The sequence below is a fragment of the Paenibacillus sp. LT-B23 genome, assembly GCF_059417685.1.
In genome coordinates this window covers 64,555-77,432 of record NZ_JBSQBM010000025.1, presented here as the reverse complement: position 1 = coordinate 77,432, position 12,878 = coordinate 64,555, and the positions used below count along the sequence as shown (strand labels likewise).

General features: G+C 50.5%; 11 protein-coding genes. 10 read left to right on the top strand and 1 reads right to left on the bottom strand.

What is annotated here, in order from left to right; all coding sequences use genetic code 11:
• The first annotated feature begins 91 nt into the window (after positions 1–91).
• The 4 genes from purR (at position 92) to ACWXW9_RS24625 (ending at position 4,139) form a co-directional block, all read left to right on the top strand.
• On the top strand, positions 92–931 hold the full coding sequence (gene purR, locus ACWXW9_RS24640) for a pur operon repressor (protein WP_134911742.1): 840 nt from the start codon (positions 92–94) through the stop codon (positions 929–931).
• A 163-nt stretch (positions 932–1,094) separates the two neighbouring features.
• The gene (spoVG, locus tag ACWXW9_RS24635) at positions 1,095–1,382 is read left to right on the top strand and encodes a septation regulator SpoVG (protein WP_007428016.1); all 288 of its coding nucleotides are present in this window, start codon (positions 1,095–1,097) and stop codon (positions 1,380–1,382) included.
• Positions 1,383–1,728: 346 nt separating this feature from the next.
• The gene (glmU, locus tag ACWXW9_RS24630; RefSeq protein ID WP_494931565.1) at positions 1,729–3,126 is read left to right on the top strand and encodes a bifunctional UDP-N-acetylglucosamine diphosphorylase/glucosamine-1-phosphate N-acetyltransferase GlmU; all 1,398 of its coding nucleotides are present in this window, start codon (positions 1,729–1,731) and stop codon (positions 3,124–3,126) included.
• Positions 3,127–3,185: 59 nt separating this feature from the next.
• Positions 3,186–4,139, top strand: coding sequence for a ribose-phosphate diphosphokinase (locus ACWXW9_RS24625; RefSeq protein ID WP_014279037.1), 954 nt, complete (start codon positions 3,186–3,188; stop codon positions 4,137–4,139).
• Positions 4,140–4,207: 68 nt separating this feature from the next.
• Here the strand turns inward: ACWXW9_RS24625 and ACWXW9_RS24620 are convergent, their stop codons facing one another.
• Positions 4,208–4,408 (bottom strand): hypothetical protein, encoded by a 201-nt coding sequence (locus ACWXW9_RS24620; protein ID WP_134911739.1) that lies wholly within the window; start codon positions 4,406–4,408, stop codon positions 4,208–4,210.
• 75 nt (positions 4,409–4,483) lie between these two features.
• Between ACWXW9_RS24620 and pth the strand changes: the two genes are divergently transcribed.
• The 6 genes from pth (at position 4,484) to ACWXW9_RS24590 (ending at position 12,854) form a co-directional block, all read left to right on the top strand.
• Positions 4,484–5,044, top strand: a complete 561-nt coding sequence (gene pth, locus ACWXW9_RS24615) for an aminoacyl-tRNA hydrolase (protein WP_134911738.1) — start codon at positions 4,484–4,486, stop codon at positions 5,042–5,044.
• An 87-nt stretch (positions 5,045–5,131) separates the two neighbouring features.
• Positions 5,132–5,362: an anti-sigma-F factor Fin gene (fin, locus tag ACWXW9_RS24610; protein WP_025682476.1), complete on the top strand. Its 231-nt coding sequence runs from the start codon at positions 5,132–5,134 to the stop codon at positions 5,360–5,362.
• 205 nt (positions 5,363–5,567) lie between these two features.
• Complete coding sequence (gene mfd, locus ACWXW9_RS24605) at positions 5,568–9,095, top strand: transcription-repair coupling factor (protein WP_494931564.1); 3,528 nt, start codon at positions 5,568–5,570, stop codon at positions 9,093–9,095.
• Positions 9,079–10,197, top strand: coding sequence for a peptidylprolyl isomerase (locus ACWXW9_RS24600; protein WP_494931563.1), 1,119 nt, complete (start codon positions 9,079–9,081; stop codon positions 10,195–10,197). Before mfd ends, ACWXW9_RS24600 begins: the two co-directional genes overlap by 17 nt.
• Before the next feature lie 167 nt (positions 10,198–10,364).
• Positions 10,365–10,907 carry a stage V sporulation protein T gene (gene spoVT / locus ACWXW9_RS24595; RefSeq protein WP_044646039.1) on the top strand — a complete coding sequence of 181 codons (543 nt, stop codon included), beginning with the start codon at positions 10,365–10,367 and terminating at the stop codon, positions 10,905–10,907.
• 141 nt (positions 10,908–11,048) lie between these two features.
• Positions 11,049–12,854, top strand: a complete 1,806-nt coding sequence (locus ACWXW9_RS24590) for a putative polysaccharide biosynthesis protein (protein WP_494931562.1) — start codon at positions 11,049–11,051, stop codon at positions 12,852–12,854.
• Positions 12,855–12,878 lie beyond the last annotated feature (24 nt).

The following is a 12,878-nucleotide window of genomic DNA, read 5'->3' as shown; positions in this document are numbered from 1 at the left end:
CACTTACATTCCGCCAGCAGCCGGCCAGTCCGCCGGTGCTTTTACTGTACGAAGCGGGCGGCAGGAGAAGAATAGATCGCGAGGAATTGTTGTGAAAAAACTTAAAAGAAGCTCACGATTGGTGGAAATGACACAATTTTTGCTGTCACGGCCGCATACGCTGGTGCCTCTTACGCATTTTGCGGATCGTTATGGGGCGGCTAAATCGTCCATAAGCGAAGACCTGGCCATTATCAAGGAAGTATTTGAGGATGAAGGTATTGGTGAGCTTCTGACGTTGGCGGGAGCGGCAGGGGGCGTCAAGCTGATCCCAAGACTATCCAAGGAACATGCGCTCACATTTGCGAATGACCTGTGTGCCCAGTTGGAGCAACCGGATCGCATCTTACCCGGAGGGTATTTGTATCTGTCGGATCTGCTGGGCCAACCGGCCATGATGAATGAGGCGGGTAAAATATTCGCTACTGCATTTGCCAACAGACAGATCGATGTGGTTATGACGGTGGAAACCAAAGGCATTCCGCTTGCATATGCAACCGGAGCACAGCTAAACTTGCCAGTTGTCCTCGTACGGCGTGACCATCAGGTGACGGAGGGCTCGGCAGTGAGTATTAATTACGTCTCAGGATCACAAAAGAGCCTGCATACGATGTCATTGTCCAGACGTGCTATGCGCGAGAAATCACGTGTACTCATCGTGGATGATTTTATGAAGGCAGGCGGTACGATTCAGGGGATGGTCGACTTGCTGGCTGAATTTGATGCTGAGGTAGCCGGAGTAGGTGTGCTGGTAGAATCGGGCGAGGTGGAGAACGAAGAGCGCTTGCTGCACGATTATATTTCACTGGCGAATCTGACCACAGTCGATTCCCGAAGCAAGCAAATTACAGTCAAGCTGGGGAATTATTTTGATGAGTCTACAGGTCAGTAAAATGTCACAATTCATCAAAAAATACCTAAATATGTCGAAAAGAAATCTTTTCAAAAAAATTACCTGAATTTAGGATACGTTTTGTCCAAAAAAAGAAGGAATTCGAAATGCTGTGTGGAATGTATACACCAAGTCCTATTTGGAAAAAGGTGGTGAAACACACATGCAGATTACGGATGTCAGACTCCGCCGAGTGAACTCAGAAGGAAGAATGAAGGCGATTGCATCCATTACGATTGATAACGAGTTTGTTGTTCATGACATTCGGGTTATCGACGGTAATAACGGGATGTTCGTGGCTATGCCTAGCAAACGCACCCCGGACGGAGAGTTTCGCGATATCGCTCATCCGATATCTTCAGGAACCCGGGAGAAGATCCAGGCTGCTGTACTTACTGAGTACGAACGCGCGGCGGTGGATGAAGAAGTAGCTATTGAAGAAGGCGCTTAATTCGCCTAAAGCAAGATTGGGGTACAAAAGAAAAAGAGGGCCACAAACTGTGGCTCTCTTTTCTTTTTGTCTGGAATGAGATATATTCTTTAATGAGTTAACAGTCAGTTTTAAGGCAACTTGGAGCCATCCGGGCTGCCGAAGCGACTTTTTCATAAGACAGGGATCAAGCAGCAATGCGTCCCAGGGGATGAATGTCCAGCACAAGCTGGCCTGAAAAAATAGCCATTAACTAAAGGTTCGCCGTTATTTTTCAGGAGGATTGTGAAAAGGTAAGAAAAATCTGATCTGGAAATTAACGTTTTAGCCAAAGGGAAATTGTTATTTTCAGGATAGGAGGTTGGACTTGTTGGAAAGGTTGGCAGTCATTCTTGCCGCAGGGCAGGGAAAACGTATGAAATCCAAATTATATAAAGTTCTGCATCCGGTATGCGGGAAACCGATGGTCGGTCATGTACTCGACACGGTTCGTGAAATCGGAGTGTCCCGCAGTGTGGTGATCGTGGGTCACGGTGCGGAAGCGGTACAGTCTTATTTGGGCCCGTCGACAGAATATGCGCTTCAGGCAGAGCAGTTGGGAACGGGGCATGCTGTCAAGCAGGCCAAAGACTTGCTCGGTCAGGAGAAAGGTACGACCATCGTCATCTGTGGAGACACCCCCTTGATCACAGCGGAAACGCTGGAGGGCTTGGTGCAGTTACATGAGAGTCGGGGAGCTGCTGCAACGATTCTGACCGCTGAGCTGGACGACCCTAAGGGGTACGGCCGGGTCATCTGTGATGCTGCGGGAGCAGTGCTCAAGATCGTGGAGCAGAAGGATTGCTCACCTGAGGAAGATGCTGTTCGGGAAATCAACACGGGAACGTATTGCTTTGATAATGCCAAGCTGTTCGCAGCGTTGGACAAAGTAACCAACACCAATGCACAGCAGGAATACTACCTGACAGATGTCATTGGTATTTTGCATGGCGAAGGCGAGAAGGTTGAGGCATATTTAACAGATGATATGTCGGAATCCATCGGTGTGAACGACAGGGTTGCTTTATCAGTGGCTGAGGGATACATGCAGGAACGCATTGTGCGCAAGCATATGCTGAACGGTGTGACCATCATTGACCCGTCCTCTACCTACATCGAGAGTGAGGTTGTCATTGGCTCCGATACCGTGCTGTACCCGAACACATGGCTGCGCGGCCGAACGCAAATCGGCGAAGATTGTGTGATTGGTCCGCAGACTGAGATTCAGGATACCCTGATTCATTCGGGCGCAACGGTGAAACATTCGGTGTTGAACGAAGCTGAAGTGGGCAGCAGTACATCTGTGGGTCCGTTTGCCTATCTGCGTCCGGGTGCGAAGCTGGGCGAGCATGTGAAGATTGGTGATTTTGTTGAGGTGAAAAATGCGACCATTGGTGATCATTCCAAGGTGTCCCATTTGAGCTATGTCGGTGATGCCAAGGTAGGTACAAACGTTAATATCGGTTGCGGGGCAATAACGGTTAATTATGATGGGTATAATAAATCTATTACAGAAATTGAAGATGATGCCTTTATTGGCAGTAATGTGAATCTGATCGCCCCGATTAAGATCGGAAAAGGTGCTTATGTCGTAGCAGGCTCCACCGTAACACATGCTGTCCCTGATAACGATCTGGCCATTGCCAGACCGCGTCAAGAGAACAAAGCCGGATATGCGGATAAAATCCGCGCGCGTGCCAAAGCGAAGAAGAAAAGATCGGAATAACCTTAATCAGCAAGCTGTTGGATCTGTAATGAATGAATCAGCACGGAGGGTTTCTATAAATGACTTATTGCGATTCCAAACTCAAAATATTTACTTGTAACTCCAATCCGAAGTTGGCCCACCAGATTGCGGACTACATCGGAATTCCAATGGGGGAATCCCATACCACATCGTTTAGTGACGGTGAAATCCAAATCAAGCTGTCTGAAAGTGTGCGCGGTTGCCACGTATACATTGTGCAGTCGACTTGTCTGCCAGTTAACGACAACTTGATGGAGTTACTGGTTATGATTGATGCACTCAAGCGGGCTTCCGCCAAAAGCATTAATGTCGTTATGCCATATTACGGCTATGCCCGTCAGGATCGGAAAGCACGTTCGCGTGATCCGATCACGGCGAAGCTTGTCGCTAACCTGATTGAAAAAGCGGGCGCTCACCGTGTAATTAGTATGGATTTGCATGCGATGCAAATTCAGGGATTCTTTGATATTCCGGTGGATCACATGTTCGGCGCGCCAATTCTGGCCCAGTATTTCCGTTCGAAGCAGATTGAAAATCCGGTTGTCGTTTCCCCTGACCACGGCGGTGTTGTGCGTGCGCGGAAGTTAGCGGATTTCCTGAATGCTCCGCTGGCTATTATCGACAAACGTCGTCCTGAGCCGAACGTAAGTGAAGTAATGAACATCATCGGAAATATTGAGGGTAAAACCGCTATTCTGATTGATGACATTATTGATACAGCGGGAACCATCGTGCTGGGCGCGAATGCGCTCAAGGAAGGCGGCGTAACGGACGTATATGCGTGCTGTACGCATGCCGTGCTCTCCGGGCCTGCTATGGAAAGACTGGAGAATTCACCGTTAAAAGAGGTGGTCGTGACGGATACCATTCCAATCGTTCACCCCAATCCGACAAGCAAGCTGAAGGTATTATCTGTGGCCCCATTAATGGGAGAAGCCATTATCCGTGTGCATGAGGAATTGTCAATCAGCAAACTGTTTGAAATCGAATAAGCGCTGGCTCATTAAAAAAGGGGTTGCCTCTTCCAACTGGAAAAGGTAACCCCTATCAGCATGTCAAGCTAAAAGCCTGGTCTGGATATAAACGTGAAGCACTGACGATTGTATAGCGTGTCTTCCATTTCGACAAAATGCTCGTTAAAACGCGCAATGATGCCAATCTGGATATGTACATTCCCGTCATAGACTTGGACAGGAACCGAATGTTTTAAATGATATAGAAAATGGCTGTCATATAAGAGAATATCACCCTGATTGAGCATACCAGCACGCACCTTCCTGTTCAGTATAACTATTTTACCAAAAAATCAAGACTTCGAAAGAGGGTGTCACGGTTTATGAAGTGGATTGTAGGATTGGGCAATCCCGGTCCCCAATACGAAAAAACGAGACATAATGTTGGATTTATGGCGCTGGATGCTCTGGCCGCCCGTCATAACATCCAGATTAACCAAAGCAAATGCAAGGCATTGATTGGAGAAGGACATATTGGCGGAGTAAAAACCGTGCTGATCAAGCCGATGACCTATATGAATCTCTCGGGCGAGTCTCTGCGTGCTTATATGGACTATTACAAAGCGGATATGGATGATTTGGTCGTGGTTTACGATGATTTGGATACAGAAGTCGGCAAAATAAGACTCCGCTATCAAGGTAGTGCAGGCGGGCATAACGGGATCAAGTCGATTATCCAGCATACCGGCACACAATCCTTTAATCGGGTTCGTATGGGTATTTCCCGCCCTGAGCCTGGATACGCCATTGTGGACTACGTTCTGGGAACCTTTCCTAAGAAGGAGAAGGAATTGCTGGCTGGAATGATAGAGGACACGTGTGATGCTTTGGAATACAGCTTGGATCATCCTTTTGAACGGACCATGGCTGAATTCAATAAGTAAGGTCTGGGACAGGCAGGATGGGCTTAAATGGAAGTTTGTTGGACATACTGAAAGGTATAGAAAACTTTCAGGAGGCATATACATTACATGATTGTGAATTATGTATGCAGACATTGTCGAACTTTCTTGGGACGGATTGATTCCGCTGCGATAACCGAAGAAAGGTTGGGCTTCCATTCCTTGACCCCTGCCGAACGTAGAGATATAATAGCGTATAATTCGGGCGGTGAAGTGACCGTCAAAGTCATTTGCGAGCATTGCAACCAGGCGCTGGAAAATAATCCCGAGCTAAGCCTGCTCGTAAATCCGCTCCAATAACAGGTATTCAACTGGTCTCATGTACCAGCTTGAGAGGTGAAGCGGTAATCCCGCTTATGGAGCCTTGGCAGCCTTGCTGAGGCTTCTTTTTCAGTTTGCTGCTCTCTCCAGAGTAAGCATGTAATACCTGTTGCTATTCAGTTACCTGCCGTTATTGTGAATAAATTTACATGCAACTATTTATAAGCATAAAGGGGTGCCTTTTTTGTTACAAGCACTTATTCAGGCTTTTACCAAGGATGCTGATTATGCATCCATTGCAGCAGGTATATCATCAGGCATGAAGGAACAGCTCATATCTGGTTTATCGGGCTCTTCCCGACAGGTACTGATGGCTGCGCTTGCCGAAGATACCGGACGACCGATCCTGGTCATGACGCACAACATGTTTGCCGCTCAAAAAATAGCAGATGATTTGCAGGAAGCGCTTCCTCCAGAACGGGTTTTGTTGTACCCCTCGAATGAGCTGGTAGCTGCTGAGGCCGCCATATCCAGCCCGGAGACGCTATCCCAACGAATTGAAGTATTGATACGATGCGCCCAGGGTTTTCGTGGGATTGTTGTCGTGCCGTTTTCTGGTGTCCGGCGTTTGCTGCCGCTTCTAGAGACATGGCGTGAAGCCCGAATCGAGCTGAAAGAAGGCGAAACGATCCAACTGGAGCCGTTTTTGCTGCATATGGTCGAGATGGGGTACCAGCGGGTGGAGCGTGTAGAATCACGTGGAGAGATGAGTGTTCGTGGCGGGATTATCGATTTTTATCCGATGACAACCCGTTGGGGCTACCGCGTGGAGCTGTTCGATGATGAGATTGACTCCATCCGTATGTTCGACCCGCAAGATCAGCGTTCGGTGGAAAAGGTACAGGAAGTTACCGTAACGCCGTGTAAGGAAGTCATCGCGGATAACGCTCGTATGGATCAGGCGGCAGATGCCGCTGCGATTCTGTTGGAGGAGCAGCTCGGCAAAATGACAGACCGTCAGGCCAAGCTGCATCTGAAAGAGGAGATTCACCGCGAAATTGAGCTGCTGCGGGAGCATGTGTATTTTGACGAAATCTATAAATATATCTCGTTGTTGTATCCTGAACGCAAAACCTTGGCAGATTACATGCCGGAAGACACCATTCTGATCATTGACGAGCCGGCGCGGATGCTGGAAACAGCCAAGCAGCTTGAACGGGATGAGTCCGAGTGGAATTTGCATTTGCTTCAAAACGGTAAAACGTTACCGCAGCTAGAGCTGTCGGATAACGCGGACAATCTGCTGTATAACCGGAGATTCCAGACGTTGTTCCTGTCGATCTTTCTCCGTCAGGTTCCACATACACAGCCGCAAAATATTTTGAATTTCATCTGCCGGGGCATGCAGGATTTCCACGGTCAAATGAATGTGCTCAAGGCGGAAATGGATCGCTGGCGCAAGGCGGGCACACAGGTTATGATGCTGGCGAGTGGAGACGAGCGGCTGGATCGGATGCGCCGGGTGCTTCAGGATTACGGTATTGATGAGCCAACGATGGCTATCGGCAATTTACAAAGCGGTTTTGAGATGCCATCTATTCATTTGGCAGTGATTACTGAGGGCGAAATGTTCTCGCAAAAGCAGCGCAAAGCACGCAAGCAGGGCCGTCATGTGGACAACGCAGAACGGATTAAGAGCTATAGCGAGCTGAAGGTGGGCGACTATGTCGTACACCAGAATCACGGGATCGGGAAGTACATGGGGATCGGTACGCTAGAGGTTGGCGGTATCCATAAGGATTACATGCACATTCTCTATGCGGGCGGCGATAAGCTGTCTGTACCGATTGAACAGATTGACCTAATTCAGAAGTATGTCGGCTCAGAGGACAAGGAACCTAAGATTTACAAGCTGGGCGGAAATGAATGGACACGGGTGAAGAGCAAGGTTCGCAGCTCGGTTCAGGACATTGCTGATGATTTGATCAAGCTGTATGCAGAACGGCAGTCAGCGCCGGGTTTTGCTTTTGAAAAGGATTCACCGGAGCAGCAGGAATTTGAGGATATGTTCCCGTATGAAGAGACGCGCGACCAGATTCGGGCGATTGAAGAGATCAAGAAGGACATGGAGCAGAGCCGTCCGATGGATCGTTTGCTGTGTGGTGATGTGGGCTACGGCAAGACAGAGGTTGCCATTCGCGCTGCGTTTAAGTCGGCTATTGAGGGCAAGCAGGTGGCCGTGTTAGTACCGACGACGATTTTGGCACAGCAGCATTATGAGACGTTCCGTGAGCGCTTTTCCGGGTATCCGTTCAACATTCAGGTGTTGAGCCGTTTCCGTTCGCGCAAGGAGCAGAATGAGACGATTAAAGGGGTTCGTCAGGGGACGGTCGATATTGTCATTGGCACCCATCGCTTGCTTTCGCAGGATCTGGTGTTTAAGGATCTGGGGATGCTCATTGTCGATGAGGAGCAGCGGTTTGGCGTGACGCACAAGGAAAAGCTGAAAAAGCTGAAAACGAATGTGGACGTGCTGACGTTAACGGCTACACCTATCCCGCGTACGCTACATATGTCTATGCTCGGGGTTCGCGACTTGTCGGTCATTGAGACACCGCCGGAAAACCGTTTTCCGGTGCAGACTTATGTTGTCGAGCACAGCCAGACGTTGGTGCGTGAGGCGATTGAACGCGAGATGGCACGCGGAGGACAGGTGTACTACCTATATAATCGCGTACAGGGTATTCAGGAAATGGCTGCCGAGATCAATGCGCTTGTGCCGGATGCCAAGGTGGGCGTGGGTCACGGTCAGATGTCCGAATCCGAGCTGGAGAAGACCATTTTGGACTTCCTGGACGGTGAATACGATGTACTGGTCAGCACCAGCATTATTGAGACCGGGGTGGATATTCCGAATGTGAATACACTCATCGTGCATGATGCCGATAAAATGGGGTTGTCCCAGCTTTATCAGCTGCGTGGGCGGGTAGGCCGTTCCAACCGGATTGCCTATGCTTATTTTACGTACCAGCGAGATAAGGTGCTGACGGAAGTGGCAGAGAAGCGTCTTCAGTCGATCAAGGAGTTTACGGAGCTGGGCTCCGGGTTCAAGATCGCGATGCGCGATTTGTCTATTCGCGGAGCGGGGAATTTGCTCGGTGCAGAGCAGCACGGATTCATTGCATCCGTCGGTTTTGACCTTTACTCGCAAATGCTGGCTGAGGAAATTAATAAACGTAAGGTTAGCGTACTTGGAGAAGAGGATCTGTCGAATCGAAATTGGAGTACATCCATAGATTTGGGCGTAGATGCTTACCTGCCGGGAGATTATATTTACGACAGTATTCAGAAGATTGAGATTTATAAAAAGGTTGCGGCAGTCAGCACGTTTGACGAGGCTATGGAGCTGGAGGATGAGCTGGTCGACCGCTTTGGCGACTTGCCGGAGGCTGTGCGTCATTTGCTGGCTGTGGCCCGTCTCAAGGTGTACGGACGCATGTATGGCATTGAGTCCATTGTCCAGCGGGATGACAACATCGTGTTGAAATTCCACGAAGGGCGCCAGCAGGCGGTACAGACCGCCAAACTTGCGGAGATTGGCAATCGCTTTGAAAGACGTGTACAATTTGAACAGGGCACTCCTATGAGCGCACGCATCAAAGGCAGAGGTCTGGATGATCCACAGATACTAGAGCTGCTGGAGCAATTTTTGAGTGCACTAAAAGATGCATTCACATTGAAGGAGGAACTGCAAAATGTCACAACCAAATAAAAGAAAACCTTGGAGAATGCTATCGGTGGCCATTGCCGCGGTGCTGGCTATATCGGTGCTGGCGGCATGTACGAAGCAAGCCGAGGAGAGTAAGGTCAAGGACCAACCGAAGGATAGCAGTAAGGTTGTCGTGACCTACACTGGCGGAACCATTACGGAAAATGAGTTTAACCAGGAAATCAGTATGATGAAATTCCTGTATCCGGAATATGGAGCGATGCTTGCTTCGGATCAGGTGCGGGAGCAAATTGCCAAGCAAGAAGTGGTGTACAAGCTTCTGGCTGAAAAAGCAGACGATAAGTCCAAGGAACAGGGCGCCAAAGAAGGAACCGAACAACTGGAGCAGTATAAAAAGTCGGTTGGAGATGCTAAATTCAAGACATTTTTAAGTGATCAAAAGCTGACTGAGCAGGGTGTGAAGGATTACTTTACGCGTGTGATGACGGTGATCAACAGTGAGACAAACAAAGTGACGGACGATCAGCTGAAACAGGAATTTGAGAAAAACAAAGATCAATTCACGACAGCAACTGTGCGTCATGTACTGATTAATTTCCAGGATCCAAAAACGAAAAAAGAACGCAAGAAAGAAGATGCTCTCAAGCTGGCCAAAGAAGTGAAGGCGAAGCTGGATGGCGGAGCTGATTTTGCGACGATTGCCAAGAAATACTCAGAAGATCCGGGTTCGGCTTCCAATGGCGGTTTGTATGAGAATGCATCCGTAGCCCAATGGGTGCCTGCTTTCAAAGAAGCAGCCGAGAAGCAGCCGATCAACAAAATCGGTGATCCGGTGGAAACAGAATACGGATATCACATCATCAAGGTGGAATCCCGCAATGAGCCTACGTTTGATAAATTGAAGGACAACGAGAAGGCTGCTTTGAAAAACAAGCTGGCTGGTGAAAGTATTCAAAACTTTACCGAAAAAGATTTGGCCAAACTTAATTTGAAATTCAACCTGCCGAAGGCACCTGCTACGCAAGAGAAAAGCGGCACCACACCGGGCGCTGGCAGCACAACTGCGCCTGGAGGCACAACAAGTGGCACCAGTGATACCAAAGCAGGAACAACCAAGGACGGAGCTACAACCGAAGGTAAATAACTGAACATGCATAAGGAATTGGGAACAGATGAATACTATGGTCAGATATCACCATAAACACCATGACCGTGACGTTCTTCGTGACCGCTTCCGGGGGGGCGGAAGCGTCTTTCGATACCGTCAGTAGTTGACTAAATTCTTCTTGAGAAAGTGGGGCAACATGTGAAATGAAAGCTACTGGTATAGTTCGCCGTATTGATGATCTGGGGCGGGTAGTTATTCCTAAGGAAATTCGCCGCACCTTGAGAATTCGTGAAGGAGATCCGCTTGAAATTTTTGTGGATCGTGACGGAGAAGTCATTTTGAAAAAGTATTCACCTATCGGTGAACTTGGTGATTTCGCCAAAGAATACGCTGAGTCCCTGTTTGAAAGCACAGGCCATATTACGATGATCACCGACCGCGACACCATTATTACGGTGGCCGGAGGCTCCAAAAAAGAGTTTCTGGACAAGCCGATCGGCAGCATTATCGAAGGCAGTATGGATAATCGCAAAACGGTACTGGAAACAGCCAGCGGCTCCTATGAGTTGACCCGAGACCACGAAGAAACACTTTCGTCCTTTGTGGCGGCTCCCATTGTTTCGGGTGGTGATCCTATTGGTTCCGTTGTGTTGCTGAATAAGGACGAAAACGTGAAGATGGCCGAAATGGAGATCAAAATGGCTGAAACAGCCGCTGGTTTCCTGGGCAAACAAATGGAACAGTAATCCCCCGTTCCGACCCTGTAAGACGTACTGAATGGCGAAAGCCGTCTGTCGTCTTGCAGGGTTTTTTTCTTTCCGGAGAAAGAGGCGGTATAATAGGACTCGTGAAAGATGCATATTTCAGGTAGGAGTGGGGAACGGACGATGCAGGAAAATCGCGCCGCTTCGCGGCTGCTACGGGGTGCTGTCATTTTGACACTGGCGGCGGTAGCGAGCAAGCTGATCGGCACATTGCAAAAAATCCCGCTGCAAAATATTGGCGGTGACGGCGTTTTCGGTATTTATAATACGGTTTATCCTTTCTATACGCTGTTGATTACCATTGCTGCTGCTGGATTTCCGGCAGCGATATCCAAATTTGTAGCAGAGTATGAGGCGGTGGGAAACCGGGACGCAGGGCAACGTATAGCCCGGTTGTCCTCCCTTGTATTGGGCATGTTTGGTGTGATTCTGGGTGTGCTGATGTACACGTGCGCACCGCTGATCGGTCAGTGGATCGACAATGCTCATGTCATTCCCTCGGTGAGGGCGGCGGCCTTTGCCTTTTTGTTCGTGCCGGTTATGGCAGGGCTAAGGGGATATTTTCAGGGCTTGCAAAATATGATCCCGACCGCTGTTTCCCAAGTGACGGAGCAGACGGTACGGGTGGGTGTGATGATCATGCTGTTGCTGCTCATGCTGTCGCAAGGAGCCGGACCCGATATGATTGCTGCTGGGGCTGTTTTTGGTTCTGCGGCTGGCGGGTCGGCGGGTCTGGTCGTCATGCTGCTGTTCTGGCGCAACCACAGGAAGAAGCTCAGAAGGCAAGGGAGGCCGTCTGGGCAAGTTTTGCAGCCTGCTGGGAAGACAGAGCAGATGGGCATACAGGAGACTGCGTCTGGACGTTCTGACGTCATAGAGAGAACGGCAGATGATTGGGTGAGTGGCAGTCGTGTTGTCGTATCAGGTATGCTAGAGAGTGCAGCCGGGACAGAGCCGGAACAGGCTAAAGAAGTCCACCGGACGGAGAGTTATGGTACTTTGCTAAAGGCATTGCTTCGTTATGCCTTGCCTGTTTGCCTGGGAGCGCTGGCGGTTCCGCTGATTAGTTTGGTGGACACGTTTACAGTACCTCGCTTGTTAAAGCAGGAGGGATTGGACGATACAGGGGTTATGGTGGCTTTCGGTGTCTATAACCGAGGTCTGCCGCTTGTACAACTGGTGATGATGTTTGCCACCACGCTGTCGGCATTGTTCATTCCGTCGCTGGCGGAAGCCCGGGTAACGGGCGGCACGGAGCTGGCGCGCCGCCAGTGTGAGCAATCGCTGCGCTGGTTCTGGCTGTTGGGACTAGCCGCCGCGACAGGCTTAATTGTGCTGGCGGTGCCCGTCAATGTGATGCTGTACGCGGATGACACCGGCAGCGGAGTCATGCGCTGGATGGCGCTGACTGCCGTAGGCGGCACGCTCAGCATCATCTCGGCGGCGCTGCTGCAAGGGCTGGGCGCAGTTCGCGCCCCAGCCTTGGCGATGCTTGCCGCAGCTGCAGCCAAGGCGCTGCTGAACTGGCTGCTCGTGCCGCAGCTGGGCACGGCTGGCGCAGCCATCGCAGGAGCCGCCGCCTATCTGCTGGCAGCGGCGATCAACATCGCGCTGCTCGCCCGCCTGGCGGGGCTGCGCTGGAGCTGGTCCGCCAGCGTGCTCAAGCCGGCGGCACTGCTTGCCGCCTTGGCCTGCGCAGCCGCGGCAGCAATGTGGGGCACCAGCGCGGCGCTGGGTGCCTTGGGGTGGGCCGCCGAAGGCCGTGCCACGGCGGCGGCGGAAAGCCTGCTGGGCGTAGCCGCAGGGGCCGTGGTGTTCGTGATCGGCCTCGCACGCTTGAGGCTGATCACGGAGGCGGAGCTTGCGGCGGTGCCCAAGCTCGGACGCCCACTGGCAGCCGTGCTGCGCAGACTGCGCGTGCTGGCGTAGCCTTGTGGCTATGCCGCTTGCGGT

Bases quoted from the DNA above. Each gene is read 5' to 3' on its own strand.
- spoVG (WP_007428016.1), top strand. From the start codon at position 1,095: ATGCAGATTACGGATGTCAGACTCCGCCGAGTGAACTCAGAAGGAAGA.
- ACWXW9_RS24625 (WP_014279037.1), top strand. From the start codon at position 3,186: ATGACTTATTGCGATTCCAAACTCAAAATATTTACTTGTAACTCCAAT.
- ACWXW9_RS24620 (WP_134911739.1), bottom strand. From the start codon at position 4,408: ATGCTCAATCAGGGTGATATTCTCTTATATGACAGCCATTTTCTATAT.
- pth (WP_134911738.1), top strand. From the start codon at position 4,484: ATGAAGTGGATTGTAGGATTGGGCAATCCCGGTCCCCAATACGAAAAA.
- fin (WP_025682476.1), top strand. From the start codon at position 5,132: ATGATTGTGAATTATGTATGCAGACATTGTCGAACTTTCTTGGGACGG.
- ACWXW9_RS24600 (WP_494931563.1), top strand. From the start codon at position 9,079: ATGTCACAACCAAATAAAAGAAAACCTTGGAGAATGCTATCGGTGGCC.
- spoVT (WP_044646039.1), top strand. From the start codon at position 10,365: ATGAAAGCTACTGGTATAGTTCGCCGTATTGATGATCTGGGGCGGGTA.
- ACWXW9_RS24590 (WP_494931562.1), top strand. From the start codon at position 11,049: ATGCAGGAAAATCGCGCCGCTTCGCGGCTGCTACGGGGTGCTGTCATT.